Raw genomic sequence first — 24105 nt, forward strand, 5'->3', positions numbered from 1 at the left:
CCTCACCTTCCACCACGCCCTCACCCTCAACTACCAAATCGGAGGACTCAAAAGCGCCACCCACCTCACCAACAACCACCCCACATAAACCACCCCCAACGAACACCAACCCGCCCGCCCCCGAGTGTTGACCGGACAAGGAGAACCCCATGGGCAAACGCACACGTGCCTCGGGCAAAACCGCGACCCGCATCGCCATCATCGGTATGGGCTGCCGGCTTCCCGGCGACACCGACTCCCCCGCCGCCCTATGGCAGCTGCTCACCGAGGGACGCGAAGCGGTCGGAGAACCACCCCCGGGACGAGAAGAACTCTGGACACCGGAGCACACCGAACACACCCCGCACCGGGCGACCCCGCCCTCCCGCCGCGGTGGATACCTCAACAACGTATCCACCTTCGACGCCGACTACTTCGGCATCTCCGGCCGCGAGGCGGACGTACTCGACCCCCAGCACCGCCTGCTGCTGGAAGTGGCCTGGGAAGCACTGGAACACGCCGGAATCCCACCGGAGCGGCTGGCCGGCTCCCCCACCGGGGTCTTCACCGGTCTCAGCTACAACGACTACATGGACAGCCTCGCCGGACAGCCCCAGGAACTGGAAGGCTCCATCCTCACCAACGGGCACAGCGTCGCCGCCGGCCGTATCTCCTACCTGCTGGGACTCCAAGGCCCCTGCCTGGCGCTCGACACCGCCTGCTCGTCCTCCCTGGTCGCAGTCCACCTGGCCTGCCAGTCGCTGCGGAACAACGAGTGCGACCTCGCCCTGGCCGCGGGCGTCACCCTCATGCTCCAGCCCAGGATCACGCTGTCCTTCGCGCGGATGGGCATGCTCTCACCGACCGGACGGTGCCACACCTTCGACGCCGCCGCCGACGGCTTCGTCCGCGGCGAAGGCTGCGGGGCCGTCGTCCTCAAACGCCTGGCCGACGCCCTGCGCGACGGCGACCGCGTCCTCGCCGTCCTGCGCGGCTCCGCCGTCAACCAGGACGGCCGCTCCGACGGCCTGGCCGCACCCTCCCCCGCCGCCCAGCAAGCCGTCCTCCGCGCCGCACTCGGCAACGCCGGAGTCGACCCGCGCGACGTCGGACTGATCGAGGCACACGGCACCGGAACCCCGCTCGGCGACCCCGTCGAATTCGCGAGCCTGGCAAAGGTCTACGGCACCGGCCGGCAACGCTGCGCCCTGGGATCGGTGAAAACCAACCTCGGCCACCTCGAACCCGCCGCCGGCGTCACCGCGCTCATCAAAACAGTCCTGTGCCTCCAACACGGCCTCATCCCGCCCAACCTGCACTTCACCCGCTGGAACCCCGCCATCACCGCACAGGACACCCGTCTCTTCGTCCCCACCGAACTCACCCCCTGGCCCGTAGAGGGCACCACGAGACTGGCCGCGGTGTCCTCCTTCGGATTCTCCGGCACCAACGCCCACGTCGTACTGGAACAGCCCCCCGCCGCCAAACGCCGTCCCATCCTGCCCGCACCCCGCCGCGCCACGACAGCCGCACCCGACGTCCTGCTCGTCCCCGCCGGATCCCCCGCCGTACTACCGGCCGCCGCACAGCGCATGGCCGACTGGCTCGAAGGCGACGGCGCGGACGTACCACTTCGCGACGTCGCCCACACCCTGGCCCTCCGCCGCAGCGCCGGACGCGGACGCCTGGGGGTAGTGGCCGCCACCCGCGGCGAAGCCGTCGAGGCGCTGCGAGCCTTCGCCGCCGGAGACCCGCATCCCGCCGTGACCTCCGGCGCCGTGGGCGCCGCCGTGTCCCGCAAACCGGTATGGGTCTTCTCCGGACAGGGCTCCCAATGGGCCGGCATGGGGTGCACACTGCTACGACGAGAACCCGCCTTCGCAGCCTCCCTCGCCGAAACCGACGCCCTCATCGCTGCCGAGAGCGGATTCTCCGTACTTCAGACGGTGCGTACCGGCCAACAGGTCACCGGCTGCGCCACAGTCCAGCCCACCCTGTTCGCCCTCCAGATCGCCCTCGCCGCCACCTGGCGCGCCCACGGAATCCAGCCGGCCGCGGTCATCGGCCACTCCATGGGGGAAGCAGCGGCCGCAGTCGTCGCCGGAGCCCTCTCCCTCAAAGACGGAGTACGCGTCATCTGCCGGCGCTCCGCACTCCTGACCCGGATCGCCGGAAATGGCGCCATGGCCAGCGTGCCCCTGCCTCCCGCCACCGTGGAAAACGATATCGCCGCAACTCCGTCCGTGACCATCGCGGTCTACGCCTCACCCCACTCCACCGTCATCACCGGCGACCCCGCGCACATCAGCCAGCTCATCGACGCCTGGCAGGCCCGGGGAATCCTCGCCGCACCGATCGACGTCGACGTCGCCTCCCACAGCTCACAGGTAGACCCCCTTCTACCCGAACTCCTCACCGGCCTCGCCGACCTCACCCCCCGGCCCCTCCACACCCCCTTCTACTCCACCGCCCTCGAAAACCTCGACACCCCGCCCGCTTTCGACGCCGCCTACTGGTGCGCCAACCTCCGCAACCCCGTCCGCTTCACCACCGCCGTCACCGCGGCCGCCGCCGACCGCCACCTGATCTACGTCGAAGTCTCCCCCCACCCCGTCATCACCCGCGCCCTCACCGAAACCCTCACCCCGCACACCACTCGGACCAGCCCCCACCTCGTCCTGCCCACCCTGCGCCGCGGAGAAGACGAAGCCACCACCCTGCGCACCCAACTCGCCGCTCTCCACTGCGCCGGCGTACACATTGACTGGGCTCCCCTGTACGCGGACGGACACCTCACCGACGCGCCCACCATCACCTACGACCGCCAACACCACTGGAGCGGAACCGCCCACCCCGCCACGGCCAGCACCACCACCCAGCCCGGCGACACCCCGGCCGACGGCACCCAGCCCGGCGACACCCCGGCCGGTGGCGGGCTGCCTGGTGTTCATACCGAAGTGCCGGGTGATCCCGTGCGCCATCTGTGGCACGCGGAGGCCGGGACCGCAGCCCTTCCCTGGCTGGCCGACCATCAGGTCCACAACAGCCCCGTCATGCCCGGCGCCGCCTACTACGCCGTCGCCCTGAGCGCAGCTTGCGACATGTTCGACACCACGCCGGCCACCGTCGAAGTCACCGACATCACCTTCCACCAGATGCTCCACCTGACCCCCCACACCGGCCTGACCACCACCGCGATCCTCTCCACCCCTGACCGCGCCACCTGCGAAATCCACGCACGCGACGACACCGGCCAATGGACCCTGTACGCCTCCGCCGTACTCCACCACCACGCCTCGCCCCCACCCCCGCCCCGCCCTGCCTCCCTCACCACCCTCGCCCTCAAACACCCCCTCACTCTCGACCCCGACACCCTCTACGCCGGCCTGCGCAGCCGAGGACTCCAGCACGGTCCTGCCTTCACCGGCATCACCGACCTGCACACCTCACGCAACCTGGAAAGCTTCTGGGCCACCGTGAACATCCCGCCCTCTGCCCACAACCCCTCACACGCCCTCAGAGTCCACCCTGTCCTCATCGACCTCTGCCTCCAACTCATCACCACCCGTCTCATCAACAACACCAGCCACAGCCTCATCCTCCCCGTCAAAATCAACTCCGTACGCATCCTTGGCGATCCCTCCACCGCCACCTACTGCCACGCACGCATCACCGAAACCACCGCCAATACCCTCACCGGACACATCCGCCTCCTCGACCCCACCGGCGCCCCCGTCCTCACCCTCGACGGCGCCCAATTCACGCACCGCGAACACACCACGCAAGGCACCACCCCACCCGACCAATCGCTCCTCGAAATCGACTGGCACCCCGCCCCCCGCTCACCCACCACTCGCCCAACCTCAGCTGGAAACTGGCTCATCATCGGCGAGGGCGACGGCGCCGCTGAGCACCTCGCCGATGCCCTGCACACCGCCGGAGCACACACCGAAGTACAAGACACCCCCCTCAACGACGACCCACTCGAGTCCATCGCCACCACACTCAACGCCCACCTCACCACCCAACCCCACCTCCCCCACGCCGTCATCATGCTCTGCCAAACCCCCACCCCCACCACACCGACAAACCACCCGACAGCAGAAGCCGGCCCCGCGGACGATCCCACCGTGAACGCACTGCGGCGGACCCGACGGCTCCTCGGCATCGCCCAAGCACACGCCCGCCACACCGACCCGCCCCGCCTGTACGTGGTCACCCGCGACGCCCGCACAGTACTGACAGGCGAAACAACCGACCTCGGGCAAGGCGCCCTACGCGGGGTAGTACGCGTACTCGCGCTCGAACACCCGGACATGCGGGCCACGCTCGTGGACATCGCCCCGGACAAGCAGGGCGCGAAGGATCCGGCCGAGGAGGAGTTGGCCGGAGAGGCCCGCTCGGCCGAGGAGGATCCGGTTCTGGTGAATCTGGTCGGGGAGTTGCTCGCCGGCGGCAGCGAGGACGAAGTCGCTCTGCGCGGCTCCGCACGGCATGTCGCCCGGCTCGACTACCGTCCCGTACAGGACTCCGAACGCCCCTCGGACACCTCCCGCACCGTGCACTTCGCCGAAGACGGCTTCCGCCTCCACGCGGCACGCCCCGGCGACCTCTCCAGTCTGGAACTCACCACCGCCCCACGACGGACACCAGGACCCGGCGAAGTAGAAGTACGCGTCCAAGCCGCCGGCATCAACTTCCGCGACGTGCTCACCGTCATGGGCCTGCTCCCCCACAACCAAAGCCAAAGCCAAGACCTCAATCTGGACCTGGACCTGGATCAGGCTCGGGGCCAGGACCGGGATGCCTGTGGGCCGATCGGCTTCGAGTGCGCGGGAGTCGTCACCAGGACCGGCCCCGGCGTCGACCATCTACACATCGGCGACCCTGTCCTCGCCGCTCACCTCGAAGGCGGCGCCTTCGCCTCCTTCACCACCCTCCCCGCCCACACCGTCGCCCCCATCCCGCCGGGACTCAGCCCCACCACCGCCGCAGGACTGCCCACCGCCTACCTCACCGCCTGGTACGCCCTTCACCACATCGCCCGCCTCAGCCCGGGCGAACGCATCCTCATCCACTCCGCCAGCGGAGGCACCGGCCTCGCCGCCATCGCCGTCGCCCGCCGCCTCGGCGCCGAGGTCCTCGCCACCGCCGGCTCTGACAAGAAGCGCCAATACCTCCGCGACCTCGGCATCCGCCACGTGATGGACTCCCGCACCCTCGACTTCACCGAACAAACCCTCAGCGCCACCGACGGCCAAGGCGTCGACGTCGTCCTCAACTCACTCCCCGGCCCCGCCATCCGCGCCGGACTCAAAACCCTCCGCCCCTTCGGCCGCTTCATCGAACTCGGCGTCCGCGACACTCACGCCGACACCCCCCTCGGCCTCGCCCCCCTGCTCCACAACATCACCCTCGCCACCATCAACCTCATCGAACTCCAACAGCACCACCCCCACACCTACACGACCCTGCTCCGCGACACCCTCACCGAAATCACCGAAGGCCGCCTCCAGCCCCTCCCCCACACCGCCTACCCCCTCGACCAAGCCACCCAAGCCTTCCGCCTCATGGCCGGCGCCCACCACACCGGCAAGCTCATCCTCACCCTCCCCGACCACGGACGCACCACCGCCCGTCAACCCCGCCCACCCGTCATCCGCGCCAACGGCTCCTACATCATCACCGGCGGCCTCAGCGGCCTCGGCCTCGCCACCGCACGCTGGCTCGCCCAACACAATGCCGGCCACGTCGTCCTCAACGCCCGCACCCCGCCCACCCCTGCCACTACCCAGACCATCGAACAACTCAGCCAGACCGGAACCCGCATCACCCTGATCCTCGGCGACATCACCCAACCCGAGACCGCCGAACGTCTCGTCACCACCGCAACCGCCCACGGCCACCCCCTCCGCGGCATCGTCCACAGCGCCATGACCCTCCACGACGCCACCCTCACCAACATCCACGAGGACCACGTCGCCAGCGTCTGGAATCCCAAAACCCACGGCGCCTGGAACCTCCACCGAGCAGCCCGCCACGACACCCTCGACTGGTTCGTCCTCTACTCCTCCATGACCTCCCTCATCGGCAACCCCGGACAAGCCCTCTACGCCGCGGCCAACTCCTGGCTCGACGCCTTCGCCATCTGGCGCACCCACCAGGGACACCCCACCCTCGCCGTCAACTGGGGCCCCTGGGGGCAGACCGGAGCCGCCACGCACTACGCCCAGCACGGCTACCAGACCATCTCCACCCACCAGGGGCTCACCGCACTCCACACCCTCCTCACCCACGCCCGCACCAACACCGCCGTCATCCCGGGCCCACCCGACACCTGGCTCCCCCGCACCACCACCCCCATCCCCCTCATGACCCACCTCGCCGCAGACTCCACACCCGCACCCACACCGGCCCCCAGCCCCCGACCGGAACCCAACCCCCGCCCCAGCCCCGAACCCTCACCCGCGCCCACCAGCGCCGTCCCCACCCCCAGCCCCGCACCCGCCGGACCCGACCCCAGCAAACAAACCAACCTCGAGAACTACCTCAACCAACAGATCACCACCATCCTTCACCTCAACACCACCGCCCTCGACCCCCAAACCCCCCTCACCACCCTCGGGTTCGACTCCCTCCTCGCCCTCGAACTCCGCAACCACATCCAAAACGACCTCCACATCACCCTCCCCACCAACTACATCTACCAACACCCCACCCTCACCGCCCTCGCCACCCACCTCACCCAACACACCGCTCAAACCCCGCCCACACCAGAGAATTGAAATTGCAGACCCCCACCAACCACAGGCCCGACCGTCTGCCCTTCACGTCGCCCTACATCCAAGCCCGAAAAGGGTCGTCGTCGCTCTCACGCTTCGTGATGTGATATACAACCTTCGTCGCCATGCCATGATTCGGACGCCGAATACCGGCCCCCTAAAGGGAAATGGCTCAGCACAGCCCACAACCGTATTCTTGCGATGAACACACATCGCAACCTATTCGCGCATTCCGCTCCCTACAAAAACACTTCACGCCTTCCCCCTGAATTACCCACCTGCTTGAATAGGAGAAGCGAGACACACCGGTCCCCACGACCGGCACCCCGGCCCTCCACAGCAGCCACCTCCACATCTCGAAACCAACGTCTCGCCCGAACCATGCGAACGCATGGATACGGGAGGCATTGTGAACCCTCATAAAAGAACGCGGACATTCAGCACCGGCCCAGCCGTCACGGTCCTCGCGACGGGCACGGGCTCACGGCAACAACACGGTCGGCTATGGCCCAATCCTCAACGCCACCGGTACGGATAACAACAACGACACCCGTGCCGGCAGCCCCGGATGACGAACACCGCCATCCCCCACCGAGGAGAGAAGCCACATGTCACTGATCGCGATCCCGCTCACCGAACTGGTACTGACCGCCCAGGACCTCGATGAATGGCCAGAAGGGACACACCCCCAGGCCTTGGTCGCTCACTGCACCGCAGGGCAACCGATATCGTTCTCCGTACCCTCGCTGAAGCGAGCCGTCCCCATCTCCCGCCATCTCGCCCAGCTTTGGCTGAGCACTCAGAACGTCACCGACGAGGACACGCGTTACACCACCCTCCTCGTCATATCGGAACTGATGACCAACGCGGTCGAGCATTCCGGCAGCGCCCAGATCAGCAGCCATCTGCACAAAGCCGGCGACCGCCTGCACATCGAAGTCCGCGACCAGGGACGTACCACCTCCATCCCCCAACAGCCCCTGCCCGTCCACCACATCAAGGAATCAGGCCGCGGCCTGGAACTGGTCACCGAACTCGCCGAAGACTGGGGTGTAGAAACTGACACCAACGGCAACTGCACCGTTCTGGCTACGTTACGAATCAACCCGTAGGCATCCCAGCCCGGGACCGGGTCACCACGGCGTCGAGATCTCCCGGGGAGCGAGATCTCCGCCGAGCGCGCTTGCGACATACACAAACGAAGCGCCGAATCGGCGGTTGGCCAAACCACCGATCCGGCGCTATTCGGGCTGCCGTTGCTGCGTGCGGCAACGGTCAGCGATTGCTCACGGTCCTGGGATCGTCAGCGCACGCAGTACGGCACGGGCGACAGGTTCTTGACGTACCGGGCGGCGACGTAGCCGACCCTCCCGCCGCCGAGCAGATACCAGAGGTTGTTGCCGTCCACGTTCTGGCCCGCGACCTTGCAGGACAGGGAGATGATCGTGCCCGGCTGGATGCCGCCCAGGTCTGCGGAGTTGGCGGTTGGCCGCTGACGGATGTTCAGTGTGACCCGCGAGACGACCTTGCCCTTGGGAAGCACCGCGGTCGCCCTCGGCGCCGGGGCCGAGACCGTACCTGCGACGGTGTCGGGGGTGGTGGCCGCGATGGCGGGCGTGGCAGTCAAGGCCCCGGAACCAGCGATCATGAATACGGCGAGCGCTGCGGTGACTCGACGCTTGATGCGAAGTGTGTACACAGTTCCCTCTTTCCCTTTTTGGGTGTTACATCCTTATGACACGTCCGCCGAGGCGAAAGCTAGACGGAGACGGATTCCTCACTCGGACGAGTCAGTGTCAGGTGTGGGCGTGGCGCGTTGGCGCCAGGAACAGCGCCCGGCGCACGCCGGGTGGGAAGCTGATCTCCCCAGCCCGGCCGTCCCTGTCGGGGCGTCATCGTCATGACCCGTCGAGCAGCGCGCGATGATTTCCGAGCCAGGACGACACCGGCACGCGCCCTGGCGTTCGCAGCCCACTGGCTTTCCTGACCGGGATATCCCATAGTGATGCCATGAGTCTGCCTCTGTATCGGAGATTCGGCGGGTCACCGCCGCCGGGCGGCCCTCGCTTCAGCTGAGGGTCCGCCTCGTCGTCCTTGGCTCATACAGCCCGACGCAGACCGTGCTTCACCCCGCCCCTACGGGGGCCTTTCACCTCAGACATCCCTGACCCAGAGGAAATCCTTGCCATGATCATGGACAGCCCGCACCCCGAACACCCTCCCCACGAAGTCTCCGTGCAGCAGGCCCACCAATGGCTGGCGCGGGAACGCGAGGCCCTTCAAGCACAGTTGGCCGATGTCGAGCGGGGCGACCAGTGGAGCGAAAGCACACTACTGGCTACCCGGACCGCCTCGGCCCAAGAGTTGCTCAACGAGATCGACCAGGCCGCTCAGCGCCTGGAGGACGGAGTCTTCGGGACATGCGAACGCTGCGAGAGGGACATCCCCGTGGAACGGCTGGAAATCAGGCCGTACGTACGTTTCTGCGTCGGCTGCCAGGGACTCCCGGCCTGAACCTACTTCGCGGTGAAGGCCGCACCGGGCTGCCCTGACCCTTCTGCGGAAGTCAAAGAACCATGAACATCTGTACGGCAGTTGGTGCCAAGGGCACCGAGGTCCGCCGTGGACTCGCCATCGACCTCGGCAGTTCCCGGACCCGTATCTGGGCCCCGGGTTGGAAGACGCTTCTCGATCTGCCCAGCTCGGTGTCGGCCGGTGGCGAGGTCGTCCGTCCCGTACGGCGGGGACGCGTCGTCGACCCCGTCGCCTGTGCGGACATGTTGCGACAATTCCTCCCGTCGGGCACGCGGCTCAGCTGTCCACGCCCCGTGGTCGTGCTGTCCCGGCCAGTTCTGGCCGGTCCTGACCACCGTGCCGCAGTGACCGAGGCGTTGTCGGTCCTGCGACCGTCAGCGGTCGTCGTCATCGACAGTGCGCGAGCTGCGGCAGGGACAGCGGCGAGGGCCGGCGGCGCGTACGACGAGCGTCCCCTGCTGGTGGTGGATGTCGGAGCAGACCTGTTGGAGGTCACCCTCCTCGCGTGCGGCAGTGTGACGGACGCGCGGCAGGCGGAAATCGGCCTGCGTGACCTCGGCCCCATGGCGCCCGGTTCCCCTTCCACACTGGTGGAAGCGGCCGCCGGCATGGTCGAGGACATGCTCCGGCGCGACAAGGACGGTGCCATGACCGGCGCGCTGCGCCGGGGCCCTCTGCTGGTCGGCGGCGGCGCTGTGCAAGGCGACCTCAGGGGTCAGCTGGCAACGCGCCTCCGCACGCCCGTACGTCCCTCCCCCGCGCCGTCCACCGCGGTGGTGCGGGGAGCCGCCTCGGCCCTGCTGTCCGTACTCCGCCATCCGGGCAGCGCCCCGTGGCCCCGCACACACAGCTGGACGACGTGACGCGGAAGCGTGCGGAGGGCGACGTGCCCCGGTGGATCGTCGTCATCCTCGCGCTCTTCGCCACCGTGGCGGCGGTGTGTTCCGTGCAGTCGGCGGTCCTCACAGGTTCACCGGCGGCCGCTCACGGTTCGCGCACGGCGCCGTCCGCCGAGCAGGGACAGGGCCTGGGCTGCCTTGTCCAACGGACGAGGCAGGTACGGGAAGACGCGGACACGCGGACATCGGCCGAGTCCCGCGAGCGCCTCGGCGACCCGCCCCGGGTCGCCGGTCTTTCGGCGGGGTGGCGCGCGCATGGCGTGGGCCACCCCGCCCACGGCGTCCTTCTCGCCGGCCCTCGCCTGCCGTGGGCGCCTGCCGGAGTGCCGCGCACCGTACGCACGCGGGAGGCGGCAGAGCCCGCCGTACCGTACGCGCTTCCCGGGGTCCGGGGACCTCCGGGGCGGGCCGTGTCCCGTCCTGTTCCCTGACCAGCCGGCTCCCCGCCCGTCTCCTGTGCGCGGGTGCGCCGGCGCGCTCCGCTGGAGGCACCCCCTATGACTCGCGCCACTGTGGTGCGGGCGGTTCTGGCTGCCGCCGTACTGCTCGCATCCATATGCATCGCTCTGACCACGCCGCCCCGGCTGGGGCTGGATCTCAAAGGAGGTACGCAGATCGTTCTGCGGACCCAGGACTCCGCGACCGTCACGGCGGACGGCGAAAGCACCGACCTCACCATGGAAGTTCTACGGCGGCGGATCGACGCGCTCGGGGTGGCAGAACCGACCCTCACCCGTTCCGGCCAGAACCGGATCATCGTCGAGCTGCCCGATGTGCAGAACCCGCGGGAGGCCGCCGAAGTATTGGGCCGCACAGCGCAGTTGACATTCCATCCGGTCGAGGGGAACGGGGACGATCCCTCCGCCCCACAGGGCTCGGGCGGGACACACGGCCCAGGGATCACACAACCACCCGCCGGGGACGGCAGTCTCATCCTGCCGGACGAGAGCGGCCGCGAACTGCGTTTGGGTGCGGCCGTGTTGACGGGATCGAGCCTCAAGGACGCCGAAGCGCGTTTCGACGCGCAGCAGGGATCGGGGTGGTCCGTCTCGGTCGAGTTCCGCGGCGACGGCAAGAAGCAGTGGGCGCGGCTGACCGGGTCGGCCGCCTGTCATGCGGAGGGGGACGACCGCCGGCGGGTCGCGATCGTGCTCGACAACGAGGTGATCTCCGCGCCTCAGGTGGAGCGGTCGATCGGGTGCGGAGTCGGCATCAGTTCCGGGGCGACGCAGATCACCGGCATGTTCAGCGCCCAGGAGGCCCGTGAACTGGCGCTGTTGATCAAGGGCGGTGCGCTGCCGGTGCCGGTTGACATCGTGGAGCAGCGTACGGTCGGCCCGACCCTGGGGGCCGCAGCGATCAGTGCGAGCGCGCAGGCCGCGGTCATCGGCGTCGCGCTCACTTCCCTGTTCATCATGGCCGTGTACCGGCTTCTGGGGGCGCTGGCCGCTGTGGCGCTGGCGGCCTATGGAGTGATCTCTTATGCCACGCTCGTGGCGTTGGGCGTCACTCTTACGCTGCCCGGGCTGGCCGGATTCGTTCTCGCGATCGGCATGGCGGTGGACGCCAACGTGCTGGTTTTCGAACGCGCGAGGGAGGAGCAAGCCTCGGGCGGACACCGCACGCTGCGTTCCTCGCTGGCAGCGGGTTTCCGCCGGTCCTGGAGCGCTATCGCGGACTCCAATGTGACCACTCTGCTTGCCGCCGGACTGCTCTTCCTGCTGGCTTCCGGTCCGGTGCGCGGATTCGGTGTGACCCTGGCCATCGGCGTGGTGGCGTCCATGTTCTCCGCTCTGGTCGTCGCCCGGGTCCTGGCCGAAGTGGCGGTGCGACGCGGGTTCGTGGCGAAGAGGCCCGGCGTCACCGGCGTTTCGGGCCCCGGCTGGGTCCGTACATGGCTGAGTGGGCGAGGCGCGACGCTCTTCCGTACCTCCCGGCGATGGCTTCTGCTCTCCGCTCTGCTGACCGTGCTCGCCGTGGCGGGAATCGCCGTACGAGGGCTCAACTTCGGCGTGGAGTTCACCGGGGGGCGGCTCACCGAGTACACGACCGCACGGACCGTCGAGGCGGACGTCGCCCGTCACGCGCTCGCCCGGGCGGGACTCCCGCACGCGGAGGTCAACAGCTCGGGTGAGGGCGGCATCTCCGTACGCACCGCCGCGCTCACCCACGACGAGGAGAGACAGATCCACGACGTGCTGGCCGAACACGGTGGCACGGTCACCAAAGTGCGCGACGAGTCCATCGGTCCCAGCATCGGGAACGAGCTGCGGCGCAACGCCTTGATCGCCCTGTCGGTCGCGCTGCTGGCCCAGTTCCTCTATCTGGCCGTGCGGTTCCGCCGGTCGTTCGCCCTGGCGTCGGTGGCGGCGCTGGCTCACGATGTGACGCTTCTGCTGGGTGCGTTCGCCTGGATGGGGCGCCCCGTCGACGGCATCTTCCCGGCCGCGCTGCTGACCGTCATCGGTTATTCGGTCAATGACTCGGTGGTCGTCTTCGACCGGGTCAGGGAACTGTGGGCGAAGGCCCGCCGTACGCCGTTCCCGCAGGTGGCCACGGCCGCGGTGCTGCAGACCGTTCCCCGCACGGTCAACACCGGGATGGGCGCCCTCTTCATCCTGACAGCCCTGGCGATTCTGGGCGGAGACTCGCTGCGGGACTTCGCGCTGGCGCTCCTCATCGGCATCGTGGTGGGCACCTACTCATCGGTGTTCCTGGCTGTCCCGGCCTCCATCGCGCTGGAGGCGCGGCGCGGCGGGCCGCCTCCCAGGCCGGTGGCGAGGATCAAACGCCGGCTCGCCTCCACCGCTCGGACCCGCGGCCGCGACAACGGCGCGCAGGTGTAGTGGCCGGCAACGGCGGGGCCGCTGACGTGGCCCCGCCCGCGCACCGTACGCGCCTTGCCGCGGTCAGTCCCGTGCGGGCTGTGCGGGCTGCCCGGTCCCGGGCGGGACATGCGTTTGCCGGACGTTGATCCGGCGGCCTGTGACACGGGCGAGCGTGATAGCGATCCACAGGGGGCGGGTTCCGCCGGCCCATGGCGCGGTGTAGGCCATCTCGTCCAGTGCGCGTACGGAATGGGGGTCGGTGACCTTTCGCGCGCCGCCGACGATCAGCACGCTCCATCCTTGGCTCAGCGCTTCGTCGATATGGTCCACCTCGAAGGCGACCTCGTGGCCCGCCGCTTCGGCCGGGAGCGCTTCGGGGGCCGTTCTGAACGCCACATCGCCGTGGACGATCAAGTAATTGACCGGCACGATGGCGGGCCCCTCGGCTGTGGTCACGCCCACCCTGCCCACGCCGTGCGTACCCAGCAGGGCGCGGCACTCGTCCTCGTCGAGCGCGACCAGCTCGGGGTGATAGGCGGCCTCGCCGATTCCGGGTGGCAGGTCGACCGTTCCGCCGGTCAGTTCCTCGACCGTCGTCTGCAGCGCGTCGGCCAGACGCAGCAGGAACCCGATGCCGGGAACGGCGGGCTTCTCCTCCACGTACTGGATGTAGCCGGGCGCCGAGCCCGCGCGCTCGGCCACCTCCGCGCGCGTGAGCCCGAGCTGCTCGCGGCGGACAGCGGCCCGGCGGCCGATGTCGCCCGGCGTGGGTGGCGGGTGAGGCGTGGCGGAGCTCTGTGGCGGACCTTCCGACATGAGGAGCACGTCCCTTCGCCTGGGCGGTCTTGAACGACCAAATCAGCACCCGGGCCACTGGGCAACTTGTCGACATGGGCGCCGGACGTTCAGTGCGTCGACCGCCCCGTCCGCTGCGGGCTCCGCTGACGACGGCTTGGTTCACTCCGGCAGGCCGGTCCTCAACTGAAACACGCGGATCAGTGAACGGCGCGTTGGGCGCTTGCCGCGTAGGTGAATGAAGTGCACCTGCTGTCCGGCACCTCGGCACCGTAGTGCGGGAAGGCGTTGAGCGCCGCTTCGGCCGCGCGCCGGTCGAATAACGGCGGGCCCGGCCGGTCTGGCGACCTTGTGCTGTTGTTGGCCTGTCCATGACCATGGAGCGCCATGTCACTGACGCAGCCGTGGAAGGGACTCGCCATGCCCCAGGACCCGACAGGGATGCCCCGAAGGACCGTACTGTCGGCCACGGTCGCGACCGCTGTGGTCGGCGTGCCGTCGGTGGCTCAGGCGGCCTCCGCGGCGCCCGCGGCCGCGTCCACCGGGCGGGACACCGCAGACCGCCCGGCCACCGCCCAGTCCCCCGGCCGGGAACTGCGGGAACTGCTCAAAGAGGTCGACCGTGACCGGATCGAGGCGACCGTGCGCCGGCTCGCCGCGTTCGGAACCCGGCACACCTTGTCCACCCAGGACGACCCCGACCGCGGTATCGGCGCCGCGCGCGACTGGATATACGCGGAGCTGAAGCGCTACGCCGCGGCCTCCGGCGGCCGGATGACCGTCGAACTCCAGTCGTACGTACAGGAGCCCGCCTCGCGGATCCCGGTGGCGACCCGGATCACCAACATCGTCGCGACCCTTCGCGGTTCGGTCGACCCCGACCGCGTCTATGTCGTCTCCGGCCACTACGACTCGCGTGCCACCGACGTCATGGACGCGGTCAGCGACGCGCCGGGCGCCGACGACGACGCCTCCGGGGTCGCGGTGGCGATGGAGCTGGCGCGCGTGATGGCGAGGCGACGCCCGGCCGCGACCATCGTCTTCGCCGCCGTCGCCGGCGAGGAACAGGGGCTGTACGGGTCCACCCATATGGCGGAGCAGTTCAAGGCCGCGGGCTCGGACGTCCACGGCATGTTCACCAACGACATCGTCGGCAGTCCCAGGGCCGACGACGGCACCCGCGACCCGTACACCGTGCGCCTCTTCGCCGAAGGCGTCCCTACCTCCGAGACGCCGCAACAGGCCGACACCCGCCGCTCGGTCGGCGGCGAGAACGACTCACCGGCCCGCCAGCTCGCGCGCTTCGTCCGCGACGTCGCGAACAACGACGCCACGGGCATGAACGTCCGCGTGATCTACCGCCGCGACCGCTATCTGCGTGGCGGCGACCACATCCCCTTCCTCGAACGCGGCTACACCGCGGCCCGCTTCACCGAGCCGACCGAAGACTTCGCGCACCAGCACCAGGACGTACGGGTGGAGGACGGTCAGCAGTACGGTGACCTGCCCGAGTTCTGCGACTTCGCGTACATCGCCCGCGTGGCCCGGGTCAATGGCGCGGCCTTGTGGACCCTTGCCCAGGCCCCGGCGGCTCCGCGTGGGGTGAAGATCGTCACCAGCTCGCTGACCAACTCCACCGAACTGGTGTGGGAACCCGGCACGGAATCCGATCTGGCCGGGCACGAGGTGGTGTGGCGCGAGACGACCGCGCCGGAGTGGACCCACGTGATCAAGGCCGCCGGTGCGACGAGCCACACCGTGGACCTGTCCAAGGACAACGTCTTCTTCGGCGTCCGCGCGGTGAACCGGGCCGGCCATCGCAGCCCGGTGGCCTTCCCCGTACCGCAGCGCTGACCGACGGCCCTAAGGGCTGTCCCGTAATCCGTGGCGGGCGCACGACGACAGCTACGGCACCTCGCTGCGTTGTCGGAACGCCCGAATACATCCAGTATGCGGACGTCCCTCCGCCTTGCGATGCACCGCATCTGACGCCGTGCGCTGATCCACCACGGATTACGGGACAGCCCTTAGGCCGGGCGCGACCGGAACCGAAAACAGGTGTGCCGCCCTCCGGCAGAAGTCGGCCGGAGGGCGGCATACTGATTCCCGTACTCAGCCGGCGGCTGCCGTTTCGGCGAGCTTCTGGAATTCCCCCAGGTCATAGTTGGCCAATGCGGAGTCCAGGTTGGTCAGCGCGCCGACATGCTCCACGAATCCGTGCGGGTCGTATTCGATCTGGAGAGTGACACGGCTCGTCGTGTCACTGAGACGATGGAAAGTGACGACGCCCGCGTGGTGAACACCCTCTGTCGTCTTCCACGCGATGCGGTCTTCCGGAATCACCTCGGTAAGCTCCGCCACAAAACTCTTGTCCGCGCCGGGAAGCGACAATTGCCAGGCGAAGCGGCGCTCGTCAATGCGGTCGACGTGCTTCACATGACTGAGGAACTTCGGCCAGCGCGTCACGTCACTCCACAGGTCCCAACTCACGGCGACGGGGGCCTTGATGTCTACGGTCTCGAGCAGCGAAGACGCCATGGGTGCTGTCCCTTCGTTGGATGCTGCAATGCTGTGGCTGACCTGGCGGCTACCCGGAAAACCGCCGTTCATCCACAGATGCGCTTCCCTGGGACATGCACGGGAAGAAGGTGCTCGGACGATAGAAGAGGGTGCTCGGACGATGTCGTCCGAGCACCCTCTTGCCCTGTCTACCAGCGGTACCAGCGGCCCCTGCGACCGCCACTGGAGGCCGGCCGGATCAGGAATCCGAGCAGCCACACCACGAATACGACGACCGCGATCCACCACAGAGCATGAATCACGAACCCCACTCCGAGAATGATCAGGACGAGCAGGAGAACGAGAAGCAGAGGACCCATGACTACCAGCCTCCAAGTCAATGTCTGCCCGGAGGCGGCGCAATCGCGCGTGCGAAACCAGGCGTTTCTCATTCTACTCCCGGGCCATGAGGACCCGCTCTTCCGAACAGCGCCGGATTCATGTTCCGCCACGGATTGCGGGACAGCCCTTAAGCCTCGTCGCCCTTGGCGGTGGCGCAGGCCGGGTGGCCCCAGCCTTCCGCGTTCTTGGCGATGGACTCACCCGCGGCGTACGAGCGCCCGCAGCGGCAGCGGCCGGGGAACTTGGCGTTGAGGGTCCGCGCCGCGCCCGCCGAGGTGCGCCGTCGCGACGAGGCTGTCTTCGTCGCTCCGCCGGAGGAGCCGCGGCGGGCGCCGCCCGACCGTACGGTGTCGGGCGCGGCCGGCGGCTCCGGGGAGCCGTGCTCGCTGCCCGCGGTCTTCTGGACCAGTGCCGCCTGGCTCGCGGCCCGGTCGGCGAAGTCGTTGAGCCGATCTCCGCCGACCTGGTGCGCGGGCACGTACCGGAACTCCACCGAGCGGCCCTCGAGCAGCGCGTCGATGCGGACGACCAGTTCCTGGTTGGCGACGGGCTTGCCCGCGGACGTCTTCCAGCCGTTGCGCTTCCAGCCGGGCAGCCAGGTCGTGACGGCCTTCATCGCGTACTGCGAGTCCATCCGGATTTCCATGGGAACGCCGGGCGCGGCCGCCGTCAACAGGCGTTCCAGGGCGGTGAGCTCCGCGACATTGTTCGTCGCCGTACCCAGCGGGCCGGACTCCCAGCGGGCCGGAGTCTCCTCACCGTCGGCGATGACCCAGGCCCAGCCGGCGGGCCCGGGGTTTCCTTTCGACGCCCCGTCACACGCGGCGATCACACGTTCAGCCATGCTTCCGATCATGCCAGGGCGGCGGCACGTCGGACGACTCAGGTGTTCTTCCGGGCGACGGCTCCGTACATGGCGATGTCGCGGTCGTCTATGGCTCCCTGGTCGGCGTCGGGCCGCCAGTGATGGACCTGGGTGACCCCGGGTTCGACCAGGTCCAGGCCGGTGAAGAACGCCTCGGCCTCGGCCTGGGTACGCAGCTGCATGGGCATGCCGCGGCGGGCGTACTCGGTGGCGACGCGGCCGACCTCTTGCGGGGCGAAGTCGGCGGTGCCGATGGTCATGGCCAGGAAGCTGCCCGCGGGCAGCGGGGCGAGCAGACGCTGTACGAGGCCGTGGTCGTCGTCGGTGTCAAGGATGAAGTGCAGGATCCCGATGATCATGAGCCCGACCGGCTGCCGCAGGTTCAGGATCTCCTGGAACTGCGGAGAGCCGATGATCGCGTCGGGGTCGCGCATGTCGGCGTCGATGTAGGCGGTGCGGCCTTCGGGACTGCTGGTCAGCAGGGCACGCGCGTGCGCGAGCACGATCGGGTCGTTGTCGACGTAGACGACCCGGCTGTCGGGGGTGACCTCCTGCACGATCTCGTGCACGTTGGGCACGGTGGGCAGACCGGTACCGATGTCCAGGAACTGCCGGATGCCCTCCTCCCGTGCGAGATAGCGGGCCGCCCGGTGCATGAACTCCCGGTTGGCTCGCATATGGACCCGCAGAGCCGGCCACTCGCGGATCATCGCCTCACCGGCCTCCTGATCCACGGGGTAGTTGTCCTTACCGCCCAGCACGTAGTCGTAGACGCGCGCCGAGTGCGCCTCCCCCGTGTTGAACCGGTCTGCTGGACTGCCCTGCGCCGCCATCTTCCGTCCTCCCCGGTACCTCGCCCGCGCCTCACGCGAAGCATCCGTACCGCGCCCGTATCAGCTGAAGCCTTGGCCCAGAGTCTAGACACTCAGTGATCGCAGGTTCGCGCGAGTTCTCGGCGATCGGGCACATCCCGGCGCTACTTGAACCAGGGCCGCCGGGCCGGGTACAGGAGCCCGAGGCTCTTCTGAGAAGATCCGGATCATGCAGACGAAGCCGACGCCGGACCCGCTCGTACATGCCTGAGTACCAGGAACTCCTGCTCACCGCGATGGCGGCGGCCCACGAAACCGCGGGTTTGGGGCGGGTCGCCGACTACATCCCGGCACTTGCCACGGCGGATCCGAACGCGTTCGGAATGGCCCTCGCGACGGTCGACGGCGATCTGTACGGCGTGGGCGACTGGGAACAGCCGTTCTCGATCCAGAGCGTCTCCAAGCTCTTCTCTCTCGCTCTCGTACTCGCTCATGGCGGTGAAGCGATCTGGCGCGGTGTGGGGCGGGAGCCGTCCGGCAACCCCTTCAACTCGCTGGTCCAGCTGGAGAACGAGCACGGCATCCCGCGCAACCCCTTCATCAACGCGGGCGCGCTCGTGGTCACCGACCGGCTGCAGAGTCTGACCGGAGACGCCGCCGGAGCCGTGCGTGACTTCCTCCGCCAGGAGTCCGGCAACCCGCTCCTGGACACGGACCCGGCTGTGGCCGCGTCGGAGGCCGGGCACGGTCACCGCAACGCCGCGCTGGCCCACTTCATCGCGAGCCACGGCAATCTGGAGAACCCGGTCGAGACCGTGCTGGACCACTACTACGCGCACTGCTCGCTCGCCGCCAGCTGCCGTGACCTCGCGCTGGCCGGCCGGTTTCTGGCCCGGCACGGGCTGCGCGCCGACGGCTCCCGGCTGATGTCGTGCAGTGAGGCCAAGAGGATCAACGCGGTCCTGCTCACCTGTGGCGCCTATGACGCGGCGGGAGAGTTCGCCTACCGGGTCGGGCTGCCCGGCAAGAGCGGGGTCGGCGGCGGCATCGTGGCCATCCTGCCCGAACGTGCCGCACTGTGCGCGTGGGGCCCGAGCCTGGACGAGGTCGGGAACTCCGTCGCGGCGGTCGCCGCCCTGGACGCGTTCACCACCGCCTCCGGCTGGTCGGTCTTCTGACCGCCGGCGCGGGTCAGCCGATCGGCGCGGGCATGCGGACCACGTCGTAGGCGAGTTCGATCGCGTCCCCGGTGACCGGGTCGCTCAGTTCGACGCGCCAGCGGTCGGCGAACTGGTCCACGCCCTCGGCCATGGGGATGGTGCCGGAGATCAGCACCGTACCGGGCACCAGGTCACCGCGCTCACGCAGCACATCGGCCCAGTAGCCGGGGGTGAGCAGCTCGGCCAGGGTGCCGTTCTGGATGGCGGTTTCCCGCCCCGCGTGGGTCACCCACGCCCGCAGGGTCAGATCGTCCAGCCGCCCCTGTACGTCGGCCAGGCGCCAGGCGCGGCGGGCGAGCACATCGGGGCTCGCGTTCTTGCTCCACGCCACTCCGTGCACCTCCAGCTCACGGTCGGTGTGGTCGCAGGCTGCCGTCAGCAGCAGCTCACCGTCGCGGTCCACCACCAGCGCCCATTCCGCCTCCCCCGAGGTACGGCCGTGCTGCACGCTGACCTGGTCGGTGTGCTGGGCGAGGTACGGGGAAACCGGGTAGAGCGCGGGGGTCACGGACGGCGCGGGCACGCCCAGCTCGGCGAGCTCGGCCACGTGCGCGGCGACATCGACCTGGCTGCGTCCGGCGTAGCCGGCGTTGAGCACCTGGACGACATCGACGTGCCGGAGGGTGCCATCGGGCAGTTCGAAGGTCAGCGGCGCCATGGTTTCTCCACATCGGTCGGGGTATCGGGGAGGTTAACTTTGCGCGGAAGGCTTGCGCATACGACCTGTATACAAGAAGTATGCCGGAAGGTCGATAGCGCCCCCACTCAAGGACGGACGTCGTGAAGCACACCAGCACGAGTACGGAAAAGCACCCGATCGGCGGGTCCGCGGTCCGCCGCGCCTTCTTCGCCAGCCTCACCGGAACCGCCTTGGAGTGGTACGACTTCGCCATCTACTCCGTGGCCGCGGCGCTGGTCTTCGGTGATGTCTTCTTCCCCTCCGAGGACCCGGCAACCGGCACTCTGCTGGCCTTCTCCACCTACGCCGTCGGCTATGTGTCACGGCCGCTGGGCGGTTTCGTCTTCGGCCGCCTCGGCGACAAGATCGGCCGCAAGAAGGTCCTCATCGCGACCCTCGTACTGATCGGGATCGCCACCCTCCTGATCGGTCTGCTCCCCTCCTACGCCACGATCGGCGTGGCCGCCCCCATCGCCCTGGTCATACTCCGCTTCGCCCAGGGCGTCGGTGTCGGTGGCGAGTGGGGCGGTGCCGTCCTGCTGTCCAGCGAGTTCGGCGACCCTCGGCGGCGCGGCTTCTTCGCCTCGGCCGCCCAGATCGGCCCGCCGGCCGGCAACCTGCTGGCCAACGGGGTACTCGCGGCCCTCGGCGCACTGCTGACCGAGAACCAGTTCCTGACCTGGGGCTGGCGGGTGGCGTTCCTGCTCTCCGGGGTCCTCGTCGTCTTCGGCCTGTGGATCCGTACGAAGCTTGAGGAAACCCCCGTCTTCAAGGCCATGGAGGCCGAGCAGAATCGTCCCCAGGCACCGATCAGGGAAGTCTTCGCCACGCACCCCCGCGCCCTGACGGCCGCGATCCTGAGCCGTATCGCTCCGGACGTGCTGTACGCGCTCTTCACCGTCTTCGTCCTCACCTACGCGACGGGTGAACTCGGCATGTCCCGAGGCTCGGCACTGGCCGCCGTCCTCATCGGCTCCTCCCTGCAGGTGTTCCTCATCCCGCTGGCCGGAGCTCTGTCCGACCGCGTCAACCGGCGGCTGGTGTACGGAGTCTCCGCCGCGGCGGCCGGGGTGTGGCCGTTCCTGTTCTTCCCCATGATCGGCGGGGGGAGCTGGCCGCTGCTCGTCCTCGGTGTCGTGGTGGCACTGGCCATCCACTCGCTGATGTACGGACCGCAGGCGGCCTTCATCGCCGAACAGTTCTCCCCGCGACTGCGCTACACCGGTTCCTCGCTCGCCTACACGCTGGCCGGTGTCGTCGGTGGAGCCGTCGCGCCCCTGCTGTTCACCGCGCTGCTCGACGCCTACGAGTCGTGGGTTCCGCTGGCTCTCTACATCGTGGTCACCGCGGCTGTCACGATCACCGGGCTGTGTCTGGGCCGCGACGGGGGGCGGTCGGACGAGGAGGAGCTGATCGGGGGCAGCGACAGCGAGGACCGTACGTCAGAGCCCCTTGGCTCGCAGACCGCATCGGCCGGCTGACCCCAGCGCCAACGTCGGCACCGGCACCAACATCGGCACCCGCACCCGCACCCGCACCCGCACCGAGGAAGGTAGCCCCGTGCGCATCGCACTGAGCCAGATCACCACCGGCCCCGACCCCGAGCAGAACCTCGCGCTCCTCCGCGAACAGGCCCGTCGCGCGGCCGACGCCGAGGCCCGCGTCGCCGTCTTCCCCGAGGCCGCGATGGCGTGCTTCGGAACGCCCCTGGCCCCGCTGGCCGAACCGCTGGACGGCCCGTGGGCCACGGCGGTCCGCCGGATCGCCGAGGAGACCGGTCTCGTCGTGGTCGCGGGCATGTTCACCCCCGCCCCGGACGGCAAGGTGGCGAACACCCTGCTGGCCACCGGCCCCGGCGTCGAGGCGGCTTACGACAAGATCCACCTCTACGACGCCTTCGGCTATGCGGAGTCCGACACCGTGGCACCCGGCTCCCAGGTCGTCACCATCGATGTCGACGGCACTCGCATCGGCCTCGCCACCTGCTATGACGTCCGCTTTCCCGAACTGTTCAGGGCACACGCCGACGCCGGAGCGGTCCTGTCGCTGCTCCCCGCCTCCTGGGGCGCCGGTCCCGGCAAGCGTGAGCAGTGGGAACTGCTGATCCGCGCCCGAGCACTCGACGCCACCCTCTGGCTCGCCGCCGTGGACCAGGCCGACCCGGCGGCGTCCGGAACTCCCACGGCGTCGAACGCTCCCACCGGAATCGGCCACAGCGCGGTGGTCGGTCCCGACGGAACCGTACGGCAGCGTCTCGAAGCAGGACCGGGGATGCTGCTGGCCGACCTGGATTTCGCCGAGGTCGCCGCTGTTCGCCGCGCCGTACCCGTACTGGCCAACCGCCGGCTCTAGGCCCTGTCCGGGAAGGCTGGTGTCCGGGGCGCCGTGGCGTGACTACCCGGCCGCGTCGAGGAGGATCCGCGCCAGCTCGCGCGGCTGGGAGAACATGGGCCAGTGGCCGGTGTCCATCTCGACCAGCCGCCAGTGCTCGCTGGTCAGCAGCTCGGCCACCTCGTCGCTCGGCTCGGCGCCGTCGAGCAGGCATTTGATGTATGTCGCCGGAAGCTCGCCGAGCGGCCGTGCCAGCACGGCCGGCTCGGTCAGCGTGGCGCCCGGGTGCGGTGTCGAGCCGGCCACGATCCGTGCGATCTGCTCGTCACTGAGACCCTGGCCGGCGTAGTCGGCCGCGGGCAGCGGGGCCCAGAAACCCCCGCTCTCGGCGATCGACGCCTCCACCATCGCCCGGCCGTACGGCCAGCCGGACACGAACGACTCGCCGTCGGCCGGCACGTTGGAATCCACGAAGACCACGCGGGCCAGCCGGTCACCGATCAGCTCGGCGGCCTGGCCGGCCGGGATGCCCGAGTAGCTGTGCCCGACCAGGATGACGTCGCGCAGATCGTGGCGCTCGACCTCGTCGACGATGTCCTGGACATGAGTCCGCTGTCCGGCCGGCACGCCCTGCTTGTCGGCGAGGCCGGACAGCGTCAAGGGATGGGTGTGGTGGCCGGCCGCGCGCAGCTCCGGCACCACCTCGTCCCACGCCCAGGATCCGAGCCACGCGCCTGCGACCAGTACGAATTCCGTCATGGTGGCACCGTAGCGGAGCGGTCTGACATCCCCGCCGGACCACTTGCCTATCCGGCGAGCAGGACCTTGAGGGTGGTCTCCAGATGACTGTCGATCGCGGCGCACGCCGCGCGCGCGTCACCTGAGGCCATCGCGGCCAGGATCGCCACATGCTCGTCGAGCACGGCTTCCTGCCGGCCGTGCTCGTTGTAGAGCGCTACCACCCCGGCCCGGATCTGCCGACTGCGCAGCCCCTCGTAGTGCCGGTTGAGCAGGGAGTTGCCCACCGCCGAGACGATCGTCGCGTGGAAGAGGTGATCCACCGCGATGAACTCCTTGGCGTGCTCGGGCCCGCTGAGCGCGCGCTGACGGTCCAGGAGTCCGGTCAGCTCGGACACGGGAACTCGGCCCTCGGGGATGGTCCGCTCGGCCGCGTACCGCTCGACAATGCCGCGCAGCTCCATCAGCTCGGTGATCTCCCGCCCCGACAGCGCGACGATCTGCGCCCCGCGCTTGGGGACCAGCTTCACGAGGTCCTCGGCGGCGAGCAGCAGCAACGCCTCACGGATGGGGGTACGGGACACCCCGATACGGTCGGCGATCTCCTGCTCGGAGAGGAACCCACCCTGCATGTCCGGGTCGGTGAGGACGGTCTCCTTGAGAAACGCGTACGCCTTGTCCCGGCCCGATATCACGACTTCCCCCACGGTTGCATACAACGAGTATACAAAATTCCGCCCG

The 24105-nt window shown here is 69.0% G+C and carries 18 protein-coding genes; 9 read left to right on the plus strand and 9 right to left on the minus strand.

The window, feature by feature from the left end; genetic code table 11:
• Positions 1 to 149: 149 nt before the first annotated feature.
• Both ACZ6MZ_RS10980 and ACZ6MZ_RS10985 read left to right on the plus strand, forming a co-directional pair.
• Positions 150 to 6764, plus strand: coding sequence for an SDR family NAD(P)-dependent oxidoreductase (locus tag ACZ6MZ_RS10980; protein WP_469351152.1), 6615 nt, complete (start codon positions 150 to 152; stop codon positions 6762 to 6764).
• 605 nt (positions 6765 to 7369) lie between these two features.
• Positions 7370 to 7873, plus strand: a complete 504-nt coding sequence (locus ACZ6MZ_RS10985) for an ATP-binding protein (RefSeq protein WP_469351153.1) — start codon at positions 7370 to 7372, stop codon at positions 7871 to 7873.
• A gap of 191 nt (positions 7874 to 8064) precedes the next feature.
• Here ACZ6MZ_RS10985 and ACZ6MZ_RS10990 read toward each other — a convergent pair whose 3' ends face one another.
• Positions 8065 to 8388, minus strand: a complete 324-nt coding sequence (locus ACZ6MZ_RS10990) for an SH3 domain-containing protein (protein ID WP_469351154.1) — start codon at positions 8386 to 8388, stop codon at positions 8065 to 8067.
• A 560-nt stretch (positions 8389 to 8948) separates the two neighbouring features.
• Between ACZ6MZ_RS10990 and ACZ6MZ_RS10995 the strand changes: the two genes are divergently transcribed.
• From ACZ6MZ_RS10995 to secD, 3 genes are all read left to right on the plus strand, one after another.
• Positions 8949 to 9275, plus strand: coding sequence for a TraR/DksA family transcriptional regulator (locus ACZ6MZ_RS10995; protein WP_469351156.1), 327 nt, complete (start codon positions 8949 to 8951; stop codon positions 9273 to 9275).
• Between the two features lie 62 nt (positions 9276 to 9337).
• Complete coding sequence (locus ACZ6MZ_RS11000) at positions 9338 to 10159, plus strand: rod shape-determining protein (protein WP_469351158.1); 822 nt, start codon at positions 9338 to 9340, stop codon at positions 10157 to 10159.
• A gap of 533 nt (positions 10160 to 10692) precedes the next feature.
• A complete protein-coding gene (secD, locus tag ACZ6MZ_RS11005) occupies positions 10693 to 13041 on the plus strand; it encodes a protein translocase subunit SecD (protein WP_469351159.1) in 2349 nt (782 codons plus the stop codon).
• Positions 13042 to 13104: 63 nt separating this feature from the next.
• Here the strand turns inward: secD and ACZ6MZ_RS11010 are convergent, their stop codons facing one another.
• Positions 13105 to 13839, minus strand: a complete 735-nt coding sequence (locus ACZ6MZ_RS11010; protein WP_469351161.1) for a helix-turn-helix domain-containing protein — start codon at positions 13837 to 13839, stop codon at positions 13105 to 13107.
• 366 nt (positions 13840 to 14205) lie between these two features.
• Between ACZ6MZ_RS11010 and ACZ6MZ_RS11015 the strand changes: the two genes are divergently transcribed.
• Positions 14206 to 15672: a M20/M25/M40 family metallo-hydrolase gene (locus ACZ6MZ_RS11015; RefSeq protein WP_389786162.1), complete on the plus strand. Its 1467-nt coding sequence runs from the start codon at positions 14206 to 14208 to the stop codon at positions 15670 to 15672.
• A gap of 258 nt (positions 15673 to 15930) precedes the next feature.
• Here ACZ6MZ_RS11015 and ACZ6MZ_RS11020 read toward each other — a convergent pair whose 3' ends face one another.
• From ACZ6MZ_RS11020 to ACZ6MZ_RS11035, 4 genes are all read right to left on the minus strand, one after another.
• A complete protein-coding gene (locus ACZ6MZ_RS11020; protein WP_384188146.1) occupies positions 15931 to 16356 on the minus strand; it encodes an SRPBCC family protein in 426 nt (141 codons plus the stop codon).
• Positions 16357 to 16526: 170 nt separating this feature from the next.
• Complete coding sequence (locus ACZ6MZ_RS11025; protein ID WP_384188148.1) at positions 16527 to 16697, minus strand: hydrophobic protein; 171 nt, start codon at positions 16695 to 16697, stop codon at positions 16527 to 16529.
• Positions 16698 to 16846: 149 nt separating this feature from the next.
• Positions 16847 to 17575 carry a ribonuclease H family protein gene (locus tag ACZ6MZ_RS11030; protein ID WP_469351164.1) on the minus strand — a complete coding sequence of 243 codons (729 nt, stop codon included), beginning with the start codon at positions 17573 to 17575 and terminating at the stop codon, positions 16847 to 16849.
• Between the two features lie 26 nt (positions 17576 to 17601).
• Positions 17602 to 18417: an SAM-dependent methyltransferase gene (locus ACZ6MZ_RS11035; protein ID WP_386878975.1), complete on the minus strand. Its 816-nt coding sequence runs from the start codon at positions 18415 to 18417 to the stop codon at positions 17602 to 17604.
• Between the two features lie 242 nt (positions 18418 to 18659).
• Here ACZ6MZ_RS11035 and ACZ6MZ_RS11040 point away from each other — a divergent pair, with 242 nt between their 5' ends.
• Positions 18660 to 19574 carry a glutaminase gene (locus tag ACZ6MZ_RS11040; RefSeq protein WP_469351166.1) on the plus strand — a complete coding sequence of 305 codons (915 nt, stop codon included), beginning with the start codon at positions 18660 to 18662 and terminating at the stop codon, positions 19572 to 19574.
• A gap of 13 nt (positions 19575 to 19587) precedes the next feature.
• Here the strand turns inward: ACZ6MZ_RS11040 and ACZ6MZ_RS11045 are convergent, their stop codons facing one another.
• On the minus strand, positions 19588 to 20274 hold the full coding sequence (locus ACZ6MZ_RS11045; RefSeq protein ID WP_389786176.1) for a DUF2848 domain-containing protein: 687 nt from the start codon (positions 20272 to 20274) through the stop codon (positions 19588 to 19590).
• 122 nt (positions 20275 to 20396) lie between these two features.
• On the opposite strand from ACZ6MZ_RS11045, the gene ACZ6MZ_RS11050 reads away from it, so the two are divergent.
• Entirely contained in the window at positions 20397 to 21776 is a 1380-nt protein-coding gene (locus ACZ6MZ_RS11050; RefSeq protein WP_384188155.1) for an MFS transporter, read from the plus strand.
• Positions 21777 to 21855: 79 nt separating this feature from the next.
• Positions 21856 to 22647 carry a carbon-nitrogen hydrolase family protein gene (locus ACZ6MZ_RS11055; protein ID WP_469351167.1) on the plus strand — a complete coding sequence of 264 codons (792 nt, stop codon included), beginning with the start codon at positions 21856 to 21858 and terminating at the stop codon, positions 22645 to 22647.
• 42 nt (positions 22648 to 22689) lie between these two features.
• On the opposite strand, the gene ACZ6MZ_RS11060 is transcribed toward ACZ6MZ_RS11055, so the two are convergent.
• The gene (locus tag ACZ6MZ_RS11060) at positions 22690 to 23385 is read right to left on the minus strand and encodes an alpha/beta fold hydrolase (protein ID WP_469351169.1); all 696 of its coding nucleotides are present in this window, start codon (positions 23383 to 23385) and stop codon (positions 22690 to 22692) included.
• 47 nt (positions 23386 to 23432) lie between these two features.
• Positions 23433 to 24059, minus strand: a complete 627-nt coding sequence (locus ACZ6MZ_RS11065; RefSeq protein ID WP_389677886.1) for a GntR family transcriptional regulator — start codon at positions 24057 to 24059, stop codon at positions 23433 to 23435.
• Between the last annotated feature and the right edge of the window lie 46 nt (positions 24060 to 24105).

Source organism: Streptomyces sp. NPDC042201 (genome assembly GCF_055582185.1).

Bases quoted from the DNA above. Each gene is read 5' to 3' on its own strand.
- ACZ6MZ_RS11035 (WP_386878975.1), bottom strand. From the start codon at position 18,417: ATGGCGGCGCAGGGCAGTCCAGCAGACCGGTTCAACACGGGGGAGGCG.
- ACZ6MZ_RS10995 (WP_469351156.1), top strand. From the start codon at position 8,949: ATGATCATGGACAGCCCGCACCCCGAACACCCTCCCCACGAAGTCTCC.
- ACZ6MZ_RS10985 (WP_469351153.1), top strand. From the start codon at position 7,370: ATGTCACTGATCGCGATCCCGCTCACCGAACTGGTACTGACCGCCCAG.
- ACZ6MZ_RS11010 (WP_469351161.1), bottom strand. From the start codon at position 13,839: ATGTCGGAAGGTCCGCCACAGAGCTCCGCCACGCCTCACCCGCCACCC.
- ACZ6MZ_RS11020 (WP_384188146.1), bottom strand. From the start codon at position 16,356: ATGGCGTCTTCGCTGCTCGAGACCGTAGACATCAAGGCCCCCGTCGCC.
- ACZ6MZ_RS11025 (WP_384188148.1), bottom strand. From the start codon at position 16,697: ATGGGTCCTCTGCTTCTCGTTCTCCTGCTCGTCCTGATCATTCTCGGA.
- ACZ6MZ_RS11060 (WP_469351169.1), bottom strand. From the start codon at position 23,385: ATGACGGAATTCGTACTGGTCGCAGGCGCGTGGCTCGGATCCTGGGCG.
- ACZ6MZ_RS11045 (WP_389786176.1), bottom strand. From the start codon at position 20,274: ATGGCGCCGCTGACCTTCGAACTGCCCGATGGCACCCTCCGGCACGTC.
- ACZ6MZ_RS10980 (WP_469351152.1), top strand. From the start codon at position 150: ATGGGCAAACGCACACGTGCCTCGGGCAAAACCGCGACCCGCATCGCC.
- ACZ6MZ_RS11000 (WP_469351158.1), top strand. From the start codon at position 9,338: ATGAACATCTGTACGGCAGTTGGTGCCAAGGGCACCGAGGTCCGCCGT.
- secD (WP_469351159.1), top strand. From the start codon at position 10,693: ATGACTCGCGCCACTGTGGTGCGGGCGGTTCTGGCTGCCGCCGTACTG.
- ACZ6MZ_RS11015 (WP_389786162.1), top strand. From the start codon at position 14,206: ATGTCACTGACGCAGCCGTGGAAGGGACTCGCCATGCCCCAGGACCCG.
- ACZ6MZ_RS11030 (WP_469351164.1), bottom strand. From the start codon at position 17,575: ATGATCGGAAGCATGGCTGAACGTGTGATCGCCGCGTGTGACGGGGCG.
- ACZ6MZ_RS11040 (WP_469351166.1), top strand. From the start codon at position 18,660: ATGCCTGAGTACCAGGAACTCCTGCTCACCGCGATGGCGGCGGCCCAC.